Below are 15916 nucleotides of genomic sequence, written 5' to 3'. Positions count from 1 at the left end.
CCCCTGGAAAAGACGGGGCTGCGCCCCGCTTTTGGCTTTTGGGGGCGCGGGGAACTGCGCGAACGGCCCCCACGCACCCGCACCCGCCGTGCGACGGAACCACCCCGCCCCTTGGGCGAACGCCCCACGCCCGCACGGAAAAGTACCGTCAGGCGAAGACAACCGTCCGTCGGCCGTTACGGAGGATGCGGCGCTCCGCATGCCACTTCACCGCCCGCGCCAGCGCCTGGCACTCCACGTCGCGGCCGATCGCCACCAGCTGGTCCGGGGTGACCTCGTGGCCGACCCGCTCGACCTCCTGCTCGATGATCGGACCCTCGTCCAGGTCCGCCGTGACGTAGTGCGCCGTCGCACCGATCAGCTTCACGCCCCGCGCGTGCGCCTGGTGGTACGGCTTCGCGCCCTTGAAGCTCGGCAGGAACGAGTGGTGGATGTTGATGATCCGGCCGCTGAGCTGCTTGCACAGGTCGTCCGAGAGGACCTGCATGTAGCGGGCCAGCACCACCAGTTCGACGTTCTCCTCGCGGACGAGGTCGAGCAGCCGGGCCTCGGCGTCGGCCTTCGTCTCCTTCGTCACCGGGATGTGGTGGAAGGGGATGTGGTACGAGTCCACCAGCTCCGCGAAGTCGGTGTGGTTGGAGACCACGGCCGCGATCTCCACCGGGAGCGCACCGATGCGGGCGCGGAAGAGCAGGTCGTTCAGGCAGTGGCCGAACTTGCTGACCATGAGGACGATGCGCATCCGCTCGTCGGCCCGGTTGATCTGCCAGTCCATGTGGAAGGAGTCACCGATCGCCGCGAAGCTCGCCCGCAGCTTGTCGACCGTCACCGGCGCGTCGGCCGAGAAGTGCACGCGCATGAAGAACAGGCCCGTGTCGTGGTCCCCGAACTGCTGACTGTCCTCGATGTTGCAGCCGGTCATGAAGAGGTAGCTCGACACGGCGTGCACGATGCCCTTTTTGTCCGGGCAGGAGAGCGTGAGGACGTACTGGTCGGCCGGGACGGCCTGGGCTCGGGTGGACTCATCGGTCATGCACCACAGAATCTCATGCCCCGCCCGCCCCGACGATCAGCGTCCGCTGCTCGGACTCACGCCGCCCGCGTCATGATCCGCAGCACTTCCAGGGTGCGCGGCGGGGCGTCCGGGTCGTCGCCGTCACTCGCCGCGAGGCGTATGTGGGCGTCCCGGGCCGCCCGGACCGCGTCCGGCCACGCCTGGTGGTCGAGGTAGGCGGAGACCGGCGCGTCCGGCCCGACCTGGTGCATGATCCGCAGCACCCGCAGCACGGCGGTGTCGACGAGCGCCGCCTCCTGCGAGTCGCGGAATATCGTCCCGACGTACTTCTCCGCGGACCAGCTGTCCAGCCAGGTGTCCTCGACCAGCCGGTAGACCGCGTCGGTCACGTCGCCGTACCCGTCCTGGCCGGCCAGCCAGACGTTCCGCTGGAAGTCCGGGTCGGAGAGCATGTGCAGCGCGGAGCGCACATTGCTGCGCCAGCGCCACCACGGCATGTCATTGAGTGGCATGCCGCCCATGGTGGAGGAGCGACGGCCGCGACGGGAAGAGTTCTCCGAACCTTGCACGGTCATCGATCGTACGTTCCTCGTCACACACCCTTAACGGAGCCCCCGCAATTCACCTTCACGTCACCGTTCGTTGACCATGGGTCACTTCCCGGTTAGTGATGTGGCGGAATCGTGCATGTTCATGACCGGCAGGCGCCCCATCCTCAGCACCGCCCTCAGCAGCCTCCTCCCCGCGGACCACCGGCGCGTCAGAGCCACCGCACTGTCCGCGGTGGCCATGACGGCCTGTGCGTCCCTCGCCGCCGGCTGCGGCGCCATCCCAGGCATGTCGACCTCGACGGACGACACGATCAAGGTGATGACCTGGGCGCCACAGGGAACCAGCGCCACCAACAAGCCCGGCATGCCCGCCATGGCCTCCGCCTACGTCAAGTGGATCAACTCCGAGGGCGGCATCCACGGCCGCAAGCTCAAGCTCGTCACCTGCAACGACCACAACAGCAGCGTGGGCGCCGCGAACTGCGCCCAGCGGGCGGTCGACGAGAACGTCGTCGCCGTGGTCGGCTCCTACAGCCAGTTCGGCGACTCCTACTTCGCCCCGCTGGAGGGCGCGGCCATCCCCTACATAGGCGGCTACGGGGCGTCGAACGACGAGTTCACCAGCCCCGTCTCCTACCCGGTCAACGGCGGCTCGCTCACCCTGCTGGCGGGACTCGGGGAGGCGCTGGCCGACTCCTGCGGCCCGGTCACCCTGGTCCGCCCGGACAGCATCGCCGGCGACCAGCTGCCCCAGCTGCTCGACTCGGGCCTGCAGGCGGCCGGCCACGCCAAGGCGATCGACCAGCTCGCGGCGGAGGACCTCACCGAGTACGACCAGCAGTCGCAGAATGCGCTGGAGAGCGCCACCTCGAACTCGCTGAAGACGGGCTGCGTGGTGCCCGAGCTGGGCGACCGCACGGCCACCTTCATGGACAACTTCCAGCGCGCCCGCCAGGACTACCCGAAGGTCAAGACGGCCGCCGAGGTCGGCAGCGTCGATCAGACGGTGATCAACTCCACCGGCGGCGCGTCCGGCCCGTACGAGGGGTCGTACATCACCGGCTGGTACCCGGCGGCCTCGGACTCGCGCTGGGACGGGATGAAGAAGGTCATCAGCAAGGAGGCCTTCGGCGACAACCGGATCGACCCGGCCGACGCCGGGGTGCAGACCACCTGGATCGCCTACAAGGTCCTCACCGCCGCGCTGGAGAAGATCGGCGACGGCGAGATCAGCGCCGACAGTGTGCGGCGCACCCTCAACGACGGCCTGAAGGTCTCCACCGGCGGCCTCACCCCGTCCCTGTCCTGGCCCTACCAGGGCAAGCTGGCCGCGGCCGGCTTCGCCCGGCTGGTCAACGCCGACGTGAACGTCCAGACGGTCAAGGGCGGTCTGCTGCAGGCGGCGAACAAGGAGGCCCTGGACATGACCAAGGTCCTGGAGAACGCCGACCTCAGCTGACCTCGGCCGACGTCAGCCGACGTCAGCCGACCGCCGCGTACGGCCCGGCCGTCACAGCTGGGTCGGCTGCCGCTGGGTCAGTCCGTACTTGCTCGCGATCGTGTTCCACAGCGCGGCCGCCTTCACCTTCTGGCTGCTGGCGGTGCCGCTCTCGCGGTTGCCGGCGGCGGTCTGGCCGGTGGTGCGGGCCTGGCCCTTGCGGCAGCCGTGCTTGTCCTTGGCCTGGTCGGCCCAGGCCGCGTAGTGGTTGTCGGCGTTCGCTGAGGCCTGCCAGGCCTTGGTGAGGGCGGTGCTCAGCGCGGCGTTCTCCGGCAGCTTGTCGACGGACAGCTTCGACAGCCGGGTGACCAGCTCGGTGCGCTGCTGGGCGGCGTTGCGCAGATCGGAGGCGGAGCCGTCCAGGTTCTGGCACTGCTTCACCTGGGCGACGGCGTTGATCACCGAGGCCCGGCTGCTGCCGCTGTCGGCGAGCAGCTTGTCCAGGGCGACGGCCTGCGCCTTCGCGGGGTCGGCCGCGGCCGAGGAGGATCCGTCGGTGGCCGGGGCGGACGCGGCCACCGTCTTGTTGGCGTCGTCCGAGCCCCCGCCGCCCCCGCTGAGCAGGGCACCGGCGCCGATGCCGAGCACCGCGATGCCGACCCCGACGGCGGCGATCAGCGGCACCTTCGACCTGCGACCACCCCGGCCGCCGCCGTCGCCGTCGTCGGCGTGGTCGAACGAGGTCGGGGGCGGGGTGTACGCAGGCGGCTGCTGGTAGCCGCCCTGGGGCTGCTCCTGGAAGCGCGGCAGATAGGCCGTGGCCGCGGCCGGGGGCTCGCCGCCCGGCCCGCTGCGGAAGAGGTTGTCGAACTCGGCGGGCGGCTGCCGGTCGGCGCCGCCCTGCGGGCCACCGGCCGGGTACGGCGCGATGTACTGCGTGGCATCGGCGTCGGAGTGCACCGCCGGGGTGGACGGCCCGCCCAGGAAGGTGGTCTGCTCGTGGGACATCTCCGGCGGCAGCGCGCCGGGGCCCACCGGCGGGATCAGCTGGGTGGCGCCCTCGGAGGCCGCCGGCACCGGCGGTATGTACTGCGTGGCGCCCTCGTGCAGCGGTGCGGCGGGCACCGGCGGGAGGAACTGGGTGGCGCCCTCGTCGGCGGGCGGCAGCGCACCGCCGTAGCCGCCGTGGCCCCCCTGCGGGACGGCGGGCGGCAGCGCGGTGCCCGGAGCGCCGTAGGGGTCCTGGCCGGCGGCCGGGGGCAGCGGGGCGCCGTACGACTGCTGGGGCTGTGCGCCGTAGCCGTACGACTGCTCGTAGCCGCCGTACGACGGGGCCGGCGCCCCCTCCGGCGGAAGCGCACCGGCACCGGGGGCCCGGGCCTGGTCGGCGTGGGCCTGGGCCGCGTGCGACTGGGCGTTCCAGGCGGGCGGCAGCTGGTGCTCCGGAGCGGCCCACTCCTGGCCGGCCGCCTGCGGCCAGCCCTGGCCGGGCGGCTCGGGCTGCGGGCTCTGCTGCTGGCCGGGGCCCCACGGCTGGCCCCAGGACTGGCCCTCGGAGGGCGCGGCGGCCGGGGCGGGCGGCTGCGCGACGGGGACGGGGCTGCCCGTCATACCCGGCAGCAGGGGCTCGCCACCGTCGGAGGGCAGCACGATGCCTTCGCGCGCGGGCTCGCCCTGTCCACTCTGCGTCACCGGGACTCCTACTAATGGGGGACCTTGTGAATCGTCGGCTCACGCTACCGGGTCCCCTCAGCCAGGTGCCATGCGGCCAAGGCCGTGATCTTGTCCCCTGTGACAGCAGTAACAGAAGCGCCCCGCGGTGCGCTGTAGATGCCGCTTCCTGAGCGGCAAGGTGTGGTTTCCCACACGTTCACGCAGCCGCGGGACAGGAATTCATGCGGCCGCCTGCAGATCCAGGCGCGCTCCGAACTCCCTGACCACCGGTTCGTCCCGGAACGGCTCCAGCCGCAGCTGGAAGTCCTCCAGGTACTCGGCGCCCCGGTTGGAGCGGACCGTCTCAAGGAGCTCCACCGCCTTCGTCCCGGTGGCACAGGCCTGTTCGATCTCGCGCTGCTGCACCTGCGCCGTGGCGAGGAGCACATAGCCGATCGCGCGGCGCCGCGCCCGGGTCTCCGGGTGCCCGTCCAGCGACTGCTGCGCACACCTGGCGGCCGCATCGGCCTGGCCCAGGTCGCGGTGGCAGTGCGCCAACTCGTCGGCCAGGTAGGCCTCGTCGAAGTGCCTGATCCACGCCGGGTCGTCCCCGGACGCCGGATCGGCCGCCTCCATCGCCGACACCGCCCGCCCGGACGCCAGCTGCGCCGACCGCACGTCGCCCAGCAGGGCGTGGCCACGGGCCTCGGCCGCGAAGAACATCGCCTCCGCGCGCGGGGTCACGCGACCACGCGCCCCCTCCTGCGCCGCCCGCGCCAACTGGGCGATCTCGCGCGGGTTTCCGAGCTGCGCGGCGAGGTGGCTCATGGAGGAGGCGAGCACATAGCCGCCGTAGCCACGGTCGCCGGCCGCCTGCGCGAGACGCAGCGACTGGATGTAGTACCGCTGGGCGAGCCCTGGTTGGCCGGTGTCGACGGCCATGTACCCGGCGAGCTCGGTGAGCCGGGCGACGGCCGCGAACAACTCCCGCCCCACGGACTCCCGGTAGGAGCCGGCCAGCAGTCCGGAGACGACACTGTTGAGGTAGTGCACGACGACCGGACGCACATGCCCGCTGCCGAACTGGTGATCGAGGTCGGTGAGCGCCTGCGTCATCGCCTTCACGGCTGCGACGTCCGACGGCCCGACCCGCGGCCCCGCCTGCCGCGCCACCTGCGCGTCCGGCGCCGAGATCAGCCAGTCCCGGCTCGGCTCGACGAGCGCGGACGCGGCCACGGACGACCCGGACAGGAAGTCCCGACGCCCCACGTCACTGCGCCACAGCTCGCAGACCTGCTCGATGGCCCCCAGCACCGTCGGCGAGAACTGGAGACCGACGCCCGACGCGAGGTTCTTGCCGTTGGCCATGCCGATCTCGTCGATCGTGACCGTACGGCCCAGCTTGCGGCCCAGCGCCTCGGCGATGATCGCGGGCGCCCGGCCCCGCGGCTGCTGGCCGCGCAGCCAGCGCGCCACGGACGTCTTGTCGTACCGGAGGTCGAGACCGTGCTCGGCGCCGCACATGTTGACCCGGCGGGCGAGCCCGGCGTTCGAGCACCCCGCCTCCTGGATGAGCGCCTGCAACCGTTCGTTCGGCTGCCGCGCGACAAGCGGCCTTGCGGCCATGGCGTACCCCCTGCGAACTCCCTGTAGGGAAAAGATCCGGCCTTTGCGATCACTGCCCAGCGGACATACCGAAAATGCGGGACATGCGAGGATTGCCGGGTAAAAGCAGCGGAATCACGGGTACGACCGCCACCAACCCCCCACGTGTGACTACCCGCTCACGCCCCGGTTCCTCCTGCGCGCCCCCACACGTGCATCCATGCGCCCCAGTTACGGAAAAGATGCTCCTCCCCCGCGCGCGCTACGCCCGTAACTCCAGGTGGGTGCGGGAGTTGTGTTGAGCGTGGAAGAGACGATCGTGGGCACCGAAGCCGCTCAGATTCCGAAGCAGCGCGGGGAATCGCTGCTGGAGACCGCCGTACGCTACGCCGAGGAGCGCCACTGGGACGTCTTTCCCGGGACCTGGCTGGAAGCGGCCGAGGGGGTGCAGCGCTGTTCCTGTGGTGAGGTCGCGTGCGCCGCGCCCGGCGCGCACGCAGCGCGCCCGGACTGGGCGACGCAGGCCACCGGTAGTGCGACGGTGGCGCGCCGGATGTGGCAGAAGCAGCCGACGGCGTCGATCCTGCTGCCGACGGGGCGGACCTTCGACGCGCTGTCCGTCCCGGAGACGGCGGGGTTTCTCGCGCTGGCGCGCATGGAGCGGATGGAGCTGACGCTGGGGCCGGTGACCCTGACCCCCGACCGCCGGATGCAGTTCTTCGTGCTGCCGGGCGCATCGGTGAAGGTGCCGGACCTGGTACGGAAGATCGGCTGGTCACCGGCGTCGCTGGACCTCACGGCGCTCGGGGAGGGGGCCTATGTCCCCGCTCCGCCGACGCGGTACGGGTCGCGGGGGGCGGTGCAGTGGGCGTGCCGGCCGACCGCGGCGAACCGGTGGCTGCCGGATGCGGAGGAGCTGATCTCGCCGTTGGCTTATGCGTGCGGGAGGGATCGGTAGCGCGCCTACCGGGCTGCCGGGTGCTGTGTCGTGGGCGGCTGCGGGTGCGTCATGGCTGGTCGCGCAGTTCCCCGCGCCCCTTACGGGGCGCTGCAGTCGCGTCGGCCACATAGCTGCGGGCAGGCGTGCCGCAGCGGCACCCTGCCAGCGCCGGTAAGCGTCCCCACTCCGCGGCCCTATGCCCCCACCCCCCCGTAGGGTTCATCCATGACCGATGCCGTGCGTGTTCGTGGGCTCTGGAAGCGGTTTGGGCAACAGGTTGCCGTCGGCGGGATCGATCTGTCGCTGCCCGCCGGGAAGTTCGTCGGGCTGGTCGGGCCCAACGGGGCCGGCAAGACCACCACCCTCTCCATGGTGACCGGGCTGCTGCGCCCGGACCACGGCTCCGTCGAGGTCGTCGGCCACGACGTGTGGCGGGACCCGGTCGCCGTGAAGGCCCGCATCGGCGTCCTCCCCGAAGGCCTCCGGCTCTTCGAGCGGCTCTCCGGCCGCGAACTGCTCGGCTACTCCGGCCGGCTGCGCGGCCTTCCCGGCGCCGAGGTCGACAAGCGGGCCACCCAGCTCCTGGACGTGCTGGACCTCGCCGGAGCCCAGCACAAACTCGTCGTCGACTACTCGACCGGCATGCGCAAGAAGACCGGGCTCGCCGCCGCTCTCCTCCACAACCCCGAAGTCCTCTTCCTGGACGAGCCGTTCGAGGGCGTCGACCCGGTGTCCGCGCAGACCATCCGGGGCGTGCTGGAGCGGTACACCGCCTCCGGCGCGACCGTCGTCTTCTCCTCCCACGTGATGGAGCTCGTCGAGTCCCTGTGCGACTGGGTCGCGGTGCTGGCGGCCGGGCGGATCCGCGCGACGGGCACGCTGGAAGAGGTGCGCGGGGCGCATCCCACCCTCCAGGCCGCGTTCCTGGACCTGGTCGGGGCGAGCGGCCGGGACGCGGCCTCCGACCTGGACTGGCTGGGCGGCGGGGCGGCCCGATGACGGACGTGACCGCCACCGTCGTACGGCTGAAGCTGTCGCTGCTGCGGAACGGGCTGCGGCAGTCCGGCGGCCGGCGGGCCGCGTTCGTCGCGTCGGCGGTCGTCGCACTGCTGTTCGCGGCGCTGCAGCTGCTGGGCCTGGTCCTGCTGCGCGGGCATGCGCACGCGGACGCGGTGGCGGTGCCGGGGGCCGCCGTGCTGGCGCTGGGGTGGGCGGTGATGCCGCTGTTCTTCCCGGGCGGCGACGAGACCCTGGATCCGACCCGGCTGGTGATGCTCCCGCTGCGGCCCCGGCCGCTGGTACGGGCCCTGCTGGCCGCCTCGCTGGTCGGCATCGGCCCCCTGTTCAGCCTGTTGCTGCTGGTGGGCGGTGCGGTGGCGGTGGCGCACGGGGCGGCCGGCTACGGCGTGGCGGCCATCGCCGTACCCCTCGCCCTGCTGGTCTGCGTGGCCCTCGCGCGTGCCGTGGCCGCCGCGAACGTACGGCTGCTCAGCAGTCGCAAGGGACGTGACCTCGCCGTCCTGAGCGGCCTGGTCATCGCCGTCGGGGCACAGCTCGTCAACTTCGGCGCCCGGAGCCTCGGCTCGGCCGGCCTCGGGAGGCTCACGCCGGTGGCCGACGTGGTGCGGTGGCTGCCGCCCGCGTCGGCGATCGGCGCGGTGCACTCGGCGAGCGAGGGCTCGTACGGGACGGCGGTCCTCCAGCTCGCCCTGTCTCTGGCCGCGTTGGCGCTGCTCGTCGCCGCCTGGGCGCGGACGCTGACCCGGCTGATGACCTCACCCGACGGTTCCACGCTGCAGGCGCCCGACGCGGCCGGCCGGAGCCGTTCGTCCGCGGGCGGCGGTCTCGGACGGCTGCTGCCCGGCGGCCGCACCGGTACGGTCATGGCGCGCAGCCTCCGCTACGTCTGGCGCGACCCCAAGACCAAGGCCGCCTGGGTGACCTCGTTGGCCATCGGCCTGATCGTGCCCGTCTTCAACGCCCTGCAGGGCACCGGGTCCGTCTACTTCGCGTGCTTCGCCGCCGGGATGCTCGGCATCCAGATGTACAACCAGTTCGGGCAGGACACCTCCGCCTTCTGGATGGTCGCGATGACCGTCTCGTCCGCGCGGGACGCCTACGTCGAGCTGCGCGGGCGGGCCCTGGCCCTGCTGGTGATCACCCTGCCGTACACCACGCTGGTGACCGTCCTGACCACGGCCGTGCTGAGCGACTGGCCCCGGCTGCCCGAGGTGCTCGGCCTCTCCTTCGCCCTGCTCGGGGCGATGCTGGCGACCGGCGCCTGGACCTCGGCCCGCTTCCCGTACTCCATCCCCCAGGAGGGCCACCGCAACGTCGCCCCCGGCCAGACCGGCCTGGCCTGCATCGCGATCTTCGGTGGCATGGTGTCGGCGGCCTTGCTGTGCGCCCCCGTCATCGCGTTGACGATCGCGTTGAACGTGAGCGCGGAGGGCGATGAGTGGACCTGGCTGCTGCTGCCGGTGGGGGCGGTCTACGGGGCGACGATCACATGGGCGGGGCTGCGCCTGGCGGCCCCGCGGACGGCGGCCTGCCTGCCGGAGATCCTGATGGCTGTCAGCAAGGGCTAGCCACAGCACCCCGGGGGGTGGGGTCGCTTACCGGCGCTTGCAGGGTGCCGCTGTGAAGCGCCCCGTAAGGGGCGCCGGGGGTACCCCCGGCCGAAGGCTGGGGGAGGAACTGCGCGACCAGCCACGACGCACCAGCAGCCGCCGAACCCGCTCATCCCCCTGCCCGGTAGGCGCTGTTCACTCCCCCACCCGATCAAGAAACGGCTCCACAGCCGCCCGCCACGCATCCGGCCGGTCATACGGCAGCAGATGCCCCGCATCAGCCACCTCGGCGTACTCCCCCTTCGGCAGCACCCGGACCATCTCCTGCGCCTCCGCCCGCCCCAGCTCCCCGTCCACCCCGCGCACGACCAGCGTGGGGCACGGCACCTGGGCCAGCTCCTCCCAGTGCGCGTCGTACACCCAGGTCTCGCGGGACTTCAGCATCTGGTCGGGGTCGAACACGGGCCGCCAGCCGTCGGCGCACTCGTGCATCACCTCGGCGTAGAACTCCCCGCGCGCCGGGTTCGGCCGCTCCACCCAGGGATCGTCCTCGCCGAACCACCTGCGTACGTCGGCGAGCGTGGCGAAGGGTACGGGCCAGGACTTGAACCAGTCGGCCCACTCGCGCTGCGAGGCCGCGCCGAGCGCGGAGGCGCGCATGTCGCAGATGATCAGGCCCCGCACCAGCTCGGGGCGCTTCGCGGCGAGCTGCCAGGCGGTCAGGGCGCCCATGGCGTGGCCGATGAGCACGGCCGGCGCGAGGCCCAGCTGCTCGACGGCGGCCACGGCGTCCTCGACGTACGCCTCACGGGTGTAGGCGGCCTGCGGGGGCTTGTCGCTCTGGCCGTGGCCGCGCTGGTCGAGGGCGACGGCACGGTGCCGCCCGGCGAGCCAGCGGGCGGTGGACGCCCAGTGCGAGGCGCGGCCCATCAGGCCGTGCAGTAACAGCACACCGGGAAACGAGTGGCCCGGGTCCTCCGTCTTGGGCGGGTCCGCGAACTCCCAGGCGGCGAGGTCCACGCCGCCGGCTCCTGTCACGTCGATGCGCCGTGCCATGGGCCTGGCACCCCCCTAGCTCCGCGTGCCTAGTGTCGCCTCGTATCGCTTCGTGGTGGTTCGGTACCACCACAGACTATCGAACCTCTATTCGAAAATCGGGTTCCTGCGGGCAACACCCCTCATTCGAGTGACCCCTCCCCAGGCATGATCGGCGTCGCCGGGGGGATTTGTTCTGCGGGGGGCGGGCCGCTCGGGGAAAGCGGTCCGAGGGGATGACCCTGAGAGCTCGGGGCTCCGGGTCAGCACTGGGGAGGACAGGCCCCGGTACCGAAAGGTGCCGGGGCCAATCCCACGTCCACGCGCATGTTCTTGTCCACGTCTTCGGCACATCCTCCCCGCCCCCCTCAGGTCATATGCCTCTCGCGACAGCCTTGCACGCGAAACGTTCCAGCGCTGCGATTCGGCGCACTGAATCTTGGATTCGACGCGTTCGACACACGCGGGCAAGACGTCGAAAGAAGGCGTCAACTTCCCCACGAGCAACGGAAGTTGAACGATGCTCCGGTTACGGTGCTCAGCAGACGGCGCTCAGCGGGCGGCACTCACCGCTTGGCGACGAACACGTGGGAGGCGACGTCCGCCTCCAGCTCGGCCGCCTCGCCGCCGCTGCCCACCAGCACCCCGCCGGCCGCCTCCGTCACGCTCACCACCGAACCGGGCTGCACACCCGCCCGCCGCAACGTGTACATCAGCTGCGCGTCGGTCTGGATGGGCTCGCCGATCCGGCGCACGACCACCGTCTTGCCGTCCGTGCCCGGGTCCAGGTCGGCCAGCGACACCATGCTCTCGTCGAGGAACGGATCCGCGCCGTCCTTCTCGCCCAGCTCCTCCAGCCCCGGGATCGGGTTGCCGTACGGCGACTCGGTCGGATGCCGCAGCAGCTCCAGGACGCGCCGCTCCACCGCCTCGCTCATCACGTGCTCCCAGCGACACGCCTCGGCGTGCACCTGCTCCCACTCCAGGCCGATCACGTCGACCAGCAGGCACTCGGCGAGGCGGTGCTTGCGCATCACGCGCGTCGCCAGCCGGCGGCCCTCGTCGGTCAGCTCCAGATGGCGGTCACTGGCCACGGACACCAGACCGTCCCGCTCCATCCGCGCCACCGTCTGGCTCACCGTCGGCCCACTCTGGTCGAGCCGCTCCGCGATGCGGGCGCGCATGGGGACCACGCCTTCCTCTTCGAGCTCGAGGATGGTGCGGAGATACATCTCCGTGGTGTCGATCAGTCCGGACATACGTGCCCCTCGATTACCTTTGCCGGAAGCCCCGGCGGCGTGCGCTGGCCCTGCAACCAATTCTGCCGGATCCCACTGACAAGCGGGGGACACCGGAAAAACGGGGGGTGCGGGCAGTCCGTCACCTGCGGGCCGGTGGGGGCTGGTCGCGCCCACGCGGCGGAGCCGCAAATCAAGTACAGCCCCGCGCCCCTAAGGGGCGCTACAGCTGCGGGCGCCTTGTCAGCGGCACCCTGCCGGCGCCGGCAAGCGTCCCCACCCCCGGCCCCGCGCCCCCGGCCCCCGCACAGGCCGTATTGACACCGACCTGGTCCAGACCTGAGGGTGATCCGCGACACACACGCTGACGCTGACGCTGCGAAGGGGCACCGCATGAGCGACGGCACGCCCGCCGACCTGTTCTTCGACGCCGCCATCGGCCTCCTGCAACGGGTCCGCGACGAGGAGGCCGAGGCCATCACCACCGCCGGCACCCTCCTCGCCGACACCGTCACCTCCGGCGGCCGGCTCTTCGCCTTCGGCGCCGGGCACTCCTCCCTCGCCGCCCAGGACGTCGTCTACCGTGCCGGCGGGCTCGCCCTCATGAACCTCCTCGCCGCCCCCGGCCTCGTCGGCGTCGACGTGATGCCCGCCACCCTCGGCTCCCGCCTGGAACGGGTCGACGGACTCGCCACCGCCGTCCTCGACACCTCACCCCTGCGCGCCGGCGACGCCCTCGTGATCATCTCCCTGTCCGGCCGCAACGCCCTGCCCGTCGAGATGGCCGTCGAGGCCCGCCGGCGCGGCGCCAAGGTCATCGGCGTGACCTCCGTGGCGTACGCCACCGAGACCACCTCCCGGCACTCCTCCGGCACCTACCTCAAGGACCACTGCGACGTCGTCCTCGACTCGAAGATCGCCGTCGGGGACGCCGAGCTCACCCTCGACACCATCCCGGCACCCTTCGCGCCCGCCTCCACGGTCGTCACCAGCGCCCTGCTCCAGGCGGTCCTGGCCACCACCGCGGCGACCCTCGCCGACCGCGGCACCGAACCCCCGCTGCTGCGCTCCGGCAACGTCGACGGCGGCCACGAATGGAACGCCCGCGTGTTCGAGGAGTACCGCGACCGGATCTTCTACCAGCACTGAGCCGCTACGACCGCTACTGCTGCCGGTCCTTCTCGAGGTGGGCGAGGTCCAGCGCGGTCGCGATGCGTACGGCCACGTCCTCCGCGTACGTCGCGTCCGCGCGCTCGAAGCGGTTGCGGGCCGACCCGCGCAGGAACGTCACGACGCCCAGCGTCCGCCCCCGGCTGCGCAGCACCGCGCACAACGCGTGCACCACGTCACCGGGCCACTGCCGGTCCAGTGCCCAGGCCCGCGCCCGGTCCAGCGGCACCGAGCCGGCGTCCGCCCGCACACTCCCGGCCCGCGCCACGCACTGCAACGCCGGATGCCCCTCCTCGTAGCGCACCGGCAGCCCCGCCGCACCCGTCAGCATGCTCGGCCCCGGCGTCCCGGCCGGCGTGGCCGCGATCCGCACCAGCCGGACCGGCCCCACCTCCCCGTCGGCCCGGGAACCGCCCACCACCCGGTCGATCACCGCGTGGTCGGCGAACCCGGCCAGCGCGAAGTCCAGATGGACGGTCGCCGCCTCCGCCGGGTCCTCGCACTCGGCCGCCGCACGGGCCGCGCGATGCAACTGGTTGGCGCGGAAGCGCAGCATGGCCGCCTCCTGCTCGGCGTGCTTGGCCTCCGTGACGTCCAGGAACAGCCAGCCCACCCCGAGCGGCACCGGCTCCTCCGCGAGCGGCGACGCCAGCCGCAGGAACCCGGAGCGCCAGCAGCGCCGCTGCTCGCCCTCCGGCGTCCGCACGCTCACCCACATCTCGGCCGGCGCCGGCGGCGCCCCCTCGGCCAGCACATGCGTGAGCGCGCTCTCCAGGTCCTCCACACCCAGCGCGAGCAACTCCCCCAGCGGCCGCCCGAGCGCCGACGTACGCCCGATACCGAGCGCCCGCGCGGCATGCGCGTTGACGACGGCGGGCCGCAGGTCGGCGTCGACGAGGACGACACCCCAGGCAGCGTCCTCGAACAGGGCCTCGCTGAGCGCGATGGACCGCTCCAGGTCGATCTGCGCGTGCACCTCGCTGAACGCGCAGTACACACCCGCCGGCTTCCCGTCCGGCCCGCGCACGGCCGCCGACTGCGTCCGTACGAGGACCCGCCCGCCGTCCTTGGTGAGCAGCGCGAACTCGTGCACCTGGCGCCCGGGCGCGTGCATGGCGGACAACAGCCGCCCCTCGACCTCATCCGCGTCCGCCTCACGCACCGCCCACCCGGCGAACCCGTGCCGGCCCACCGCCTCGACCGCCGTCCACCCCAGGATCCGCTCGGCCTCACGGTTCCAGTGGGTGACGAAGCCGTCGGCGTCGAAGGCGCACAGCGCCGCGTCCATGCCGTCGAGCAGCGCGGCGAGCAGGTCGGAGCCGCCCGAGTCCTCCGGAGCATCCCGCTCCGGTTCCGGCTCGGGCTCGTCGGGCCCCAGCTCGTCCGTGGCCCCACTACGCCGGGAAGCACTCACCTGGACCCCCATCAGGCTGCGTCCGCACGCACGGCGCGTCGGTTCACTCGCTGCCCTTCATTCAACTCGAACGTGACGCAGCCCACACTGTGTTCCCGCAAGATTGAAGGAATCGTTGCAACCCGCCGTCCACCGCCGCTTCACAGCGCGAGCCGCAGATCCACCCACTCGTCGCTCTCCCCGTCGAGCACATACCGCTCGACCTCGACGAACCCACACCGCCGGGCGAACCGCAACCCGTCCTCATTGACGCCCAGCACACACGTCTCGACGACCTCGGCCCCCTGCACCCCCGCGAGCGCATGCTCGTACAGGGCCGTACCGAACCCCCGTCGCCGAAACTCCGGCAACACCCGCGCGATCACGGTCACCACCCCGTCCACCGCGGGCCGCACGGTCGAACACCCCACGAGCACATCCCCGTCGTAGGCGTTCTCCAGCCGATACCCCCGAGCGAGCCGCTCCTGCGCCTCCTCCGCCGACATCGCGGCCGACGGCACGACGACGTTGTGCACATACCGCCACTTCTCCAGCGCCCCGGCGCCGCTGACGAGGACCAGTCGAAGATCACTCACGCGTCACCCTCCGCTTCTGCCGACCGCCGTGCGTAAACCCCGATCTCCTCCTCGAACACGGACCCACTGAGAATCACCTGCCGCTTTGTCATGCCCGGAACGCTAGAGGACCGGCCCGGGCACGGGCGGGGTCATACGAGAACGGGGTTCATGAGGTCGAGCAGCAGCCGATTCCCCCAGTCGTTGGTGAAGACGGCACTCATGCCCTGGAAGCGCACTCCGACGAAGGGATTGGAGTGGAACATCACGGCGACCCACCGCAACGAGCGGTCGGCGTTCAGACGGGCGAGGTAGCCGATGTTCCCCATCCCGCCGCCGCCCCCGCCGGACATCCATCCTGCTCCGTCCGGTAGCGGGCTCTCGAAATACGTGTCCACATCCTCGATGCCGTGCTCCTCGATGGCCTGGGCCACATCGAACGGTCCTCCGACACGGAAGGGAATCGGCTGCCCGGCATCCGGGTGGTACGCCCCCGGACCGTGAACATGCAGCTCCAGGCCAGTGTCGTCCGGCCGGTACAGCCCGTCACGCAGCGGCATCTCCCTGGCCTTCCAGAGACCCTCGACCATTCCCACAGCCCACCCCACCGTCAAGATCCTTGAGCAGCTCAGGACGCCCAGCGAGAAGCGCCTCCGCAAGCATCTCCAAAAAACAGTTGAGTCCGTCCCAGGAGCTTCTTAGTGTGGCCGTACGCCGAAAGGAGGTGATCGGG

The 15916-nt window shown here is 71.8% G+C and carries 14 protein-coding genes; 5 read left to right on the top strand and 9 right to left on the bottom strand.

Annotated features, from left to right (window positions below; all coding sequences use genetic code 11):
• Positions 1 to 148 precede the first annotated feature (148 nt).
• Positions 149 to 1033, bottom strand: a complete 885-nt coding sequence (gene purU, locus ACFWPS_RS04965) for a formyltetrahydrofolate deformylase (RefSeq protein ID WP_383701013.1) — start codon at positions 1031 to 1033, stop codon at positions 149 to 151.
• A gap of 56 nt (positions 1034 to 1089) precedes the next feature.
• The gene (locus tag ACFWPS_RS04960) at positions 1090 to 1590 is read right to left on the bottom strand and encodes a hypothetical protein (protein ID WP_089101925.1); all 501 of its coding nucleotides are present in this window, start codon (positions 1588 to 1590) and stop codon (positions 1090 to 1092) included.
• A gap of 118 nt (positions 1591 to 1708) precedes the next feature.
• Between ACFWPS_RS04960 and ACFWPS_RS04955 the strand changes: the two genes are divergently transcribed.
• Positions 1709 to 3025 (top strand): ABC transporter substrate-binding protein, encoded by a 1317-nt coding sequence (locus tag ACFWPS_RS04955; RefSeq protein ID WP_383701010.1) that lies wholly within the window; start codon positions 1709 to 1711, stop codon positions 3023 to 3025.
• 51 nt (positions 3026 to 3076) lie between these two features.
• Here the strand turns inward: ACFWPS_RS04955 and ACFWPS_RS04950 are convergent, their stop codons facing one another.
• Both ACFWPS_RS04950 and ACFWPS_RS04945 read right to left on the bottom strand, forming a co-directional pair.
• On the bottom strand, positions 3077 to 4696 hold the full coding sequence (locus ACFWPS_RS04950) for a hypothetical protein (RefSeq protein WP_383701007.1): 1620 nt from the start codon (positions 4694 to 4696) through the stop codon (positions 3077 to 3079).
• Positions 4697 to 4897: 201 nt separating this feature from the next.
• Positions 4898 to 6283: a transcriptional regulator gene (locus tag ACFWPS_RS04945; RefSeq protein WP_383701004.1), complete on the bottom strand. Its 1386-nt coding sequence runs from the start codon at positions 6281 to 6283 to the stop codon at positions 4898 to 4900.
• A gap of 274 nt (positions 6284 to 6557) precedes the next feature.
• Here ACFWPS_RS04945 and ACFWPS_RS04940 point away from each other — a divergent pair, with 274 nt between their 5' ends.
• The 3 genes from ACFWPS_RS04940 to ACFWPS_RS04930 all read left to right on the top strand — a co-directional run bounded on the left by ACFWPS_RS04940 (position 6558) and on the right by ACFWPS_RS04930 (position 9790).
• Positions 6558 to 7220: a bifunctional DNA primase/polymerase gene (locus ACFWPS_RS04940; RefSeq protein ID WP_383701001.1), complete on the top strand. Its 663-nt coding sequence runs from the start codon at positions 6558 to 6560 to the stop codon at positions 7218 to 7220.
• A gap of 207 nt (positions 7221 to 7427) precedes the next feature.
• Complete coding sequence (locus tag ACFWPS_RS04935; RefSeq protein ID WP_383700998.1) at positions 7428 to 8201, top strand: ABC transporter ATP-binding protein; 774 nt, start codon at positions 7428 to 7430, stop codon at positions 8199 to 8201.
• Entirely contained in the window at positions 8198 to 9790 is a 1593-nt protein-coding gene (locus ACFWPS_RS04930) for a transporter (RefSeq protein WP_383700995.1), read from the top strand. The genes ACFWPS_RS04935 and ACFWPS_RS04930 overlap by 4 nt, the downstream gene beginning before the upstream one ends.
• 177 nt (positions 9791 to 9967) lie before the next feature.
• Here ACFWPS_RS04930 and ACFWPS_RS04925 read toward each other — a convergent pair whose 3' ends face one another.
• Both ACFWPS_RS04925 and ACFWPS_RS04920 read right to left on the bottom strand, forming a co-directional pair.
• Positions 9968 to 10828: an alpha/beta fold hydrolase gene (locus ACFWPS_RS04925; protein ID WP_383700992.1), complete on the bottom strand. Its 861-nt coding sequence runs from the start codon at positions 10826 to 10828 to the stop codon at positions 9968 to 9970.
• A gap of 545 nt (positions 10829 to 11373) precedes the next feature.
• A complete protein-coding gene (locus ACFWPS_RS04920) occupies positions 11374 to 12066 on the bottom strand; it encodes a metal-dependent transcriptional regulator (RefSeq protein ID WP_089101919.1) in 693 nt (230 codons plus the stop codon).
• Positions 12067 to 12438: 372 nt separating this feature from the next.
• Here ACFWPS_RS04920 and ACFWPS_RS04915 point away from each other — a divergent pair, with 372 nt between their 5' ends.
• Positions 12439 to 13194 carry an SIS domain-containing protein gene (locus ACFWPS_RS04915; RefSeq protein WP_383700989.1) on the top strand — a complete coding sequence of 252 codons (756 nt, stop codon included), beginning with the start codon at positions 12439 to 12441 and terminating at the stop codon, positions 13192 to 13194.
• Between the two features lie 13 nt (positions 13195 to 13207).
• Here the strand turns inward: ACFWPS_RS04915 and ACFWPS_RS04910 are convergent, their stop codons facing one another.
• The 3 genes from ACFWPS_RS04910 to ACFWPS_RS04900 all read right to left on the bottom strand — a co-directional run bounded on the left by ACFWPS_RS04910 (position 13208) and on the right by ACFWPS_RS04900 (position 15791).
• Positions 13208 to 14629, bottom strand: coding sequence for a PAS domain-containing protein (locus ACFWPS_RS04910; protein WP_383700986.1), 1422 nt, complete (start codon positions 14627 to 14629; stop codon positions 13208 to 13210).
• A 140-nt stretch (positions 14630 to 14769) separates the two neighbouring features.
• On the bottom strand, positions 14770 to 15204 hold the full coding sequence (locus tag ACFWPS_RS04905) for a GNAT family N-acetyltransferase (RefSeq protein ID WP_383700983.1): 435 nt from the start codon (positions 15202 to 15204) through the stop codon (positions 14770 to 14772).
• A gap of 131 nt (positions 15205 to 15335) precedes the next feature.
• Positions 15336 to 15791 carry a hypothetical protein gene (locus ACFWPS_RS04900; protein WP_383700980.1) on the bottom strand — a complete coding sequence of 152 codons (456 nt, stop codon included), beginning with the start codon at positions 15789 to 15791 and terminating at the stop codon, positions 15336 to 15338.
• Positions 15792 to 15916: the final 125 nt, after the last annotated feature.

The organism is Streptomyces sp. NPDC058457 (assembly GCF_042720695.1).
Taxonomy (GTDB): Bacteria; Actinomycetota; Actinomycetes; order Streptomycetales; family Streptomycetaceae; genus Streptomyces.
The sequence above is the reverse complement of the archived record's forward strand: the minus strand, read 5'-3'. Positions and strand labels throughout refer to the sequence as shown.

Excerpts from the sequence above, each read along its gene's own strand:
- purU (WP_383701013.1), bottom strand. The coding sequence starts at position 1,033 with ATGACCGATGAGTCCACCCGAGCCCAGGCCGTCCCGGCCGACCAGTAC.
- ACFWPS_RS04960 (WP_089101925.1), bottom strand. The coding sequence starts at position 1,590 with ATGACCGTGCAAGGTTCGGAGAACTCTTCCCGTCGCGGCCGTCGCTCC.
- ACFWPS_RS04955 (WP_383701010.1), top strand. The coding sequence starts at position 1,709 with ATGACCGGCAGGCGCCCCATCCTCAGCACCGCCCTCAGCAGCCTCCTC.
- ACFWPS_RS04945 (WP_383701004.1), bottom strand. The coding sequence starts at position 6,283 with ATGGCCGCAAGGCCGCTTGTCGCGCGGCAGCCGAACGAACGGTTGCAG.
- ACFWPS_RS04935 (WP_383700998.1), top strand. The coding sequence starts at position 7,428 with ATGACCGATGCCGTGCGTGTTCGTGGGCTCTGGAAGCGGTTTGGGCAA.
- ACFWPS_RS04930 (WP_383700995.1), top strand. The coding sequence starts at position 8,198 with ATGACGGACGTGACCGCCACCGTCGTACGGCTGAAGCTGTCGCTGCTG.
- ACFWPS_RS04925 (WP_383700992.1), bottom strand. The coding sequence starts at position 10,828 with ATGGCACGGCGCATCGACGTGACAGGAGCCGGCGGCGTGGACCTCGCC.
- ACFWPS_RS04920 (WP_089101919.1), bottom strand. The coding sequence starts at position 12,066 with ATGTCCGGACTGATCGACACCACGGAGATGTATCTCCGCACCATCCTC.
- ACFWPS_RS04915 (WP_383700989.1), top strand. The coding sequence starts at position 12,439 with ATGAGCGACGGCACGCCCGCCGACCTGTTCTTCGACGCCGCCATCGGC.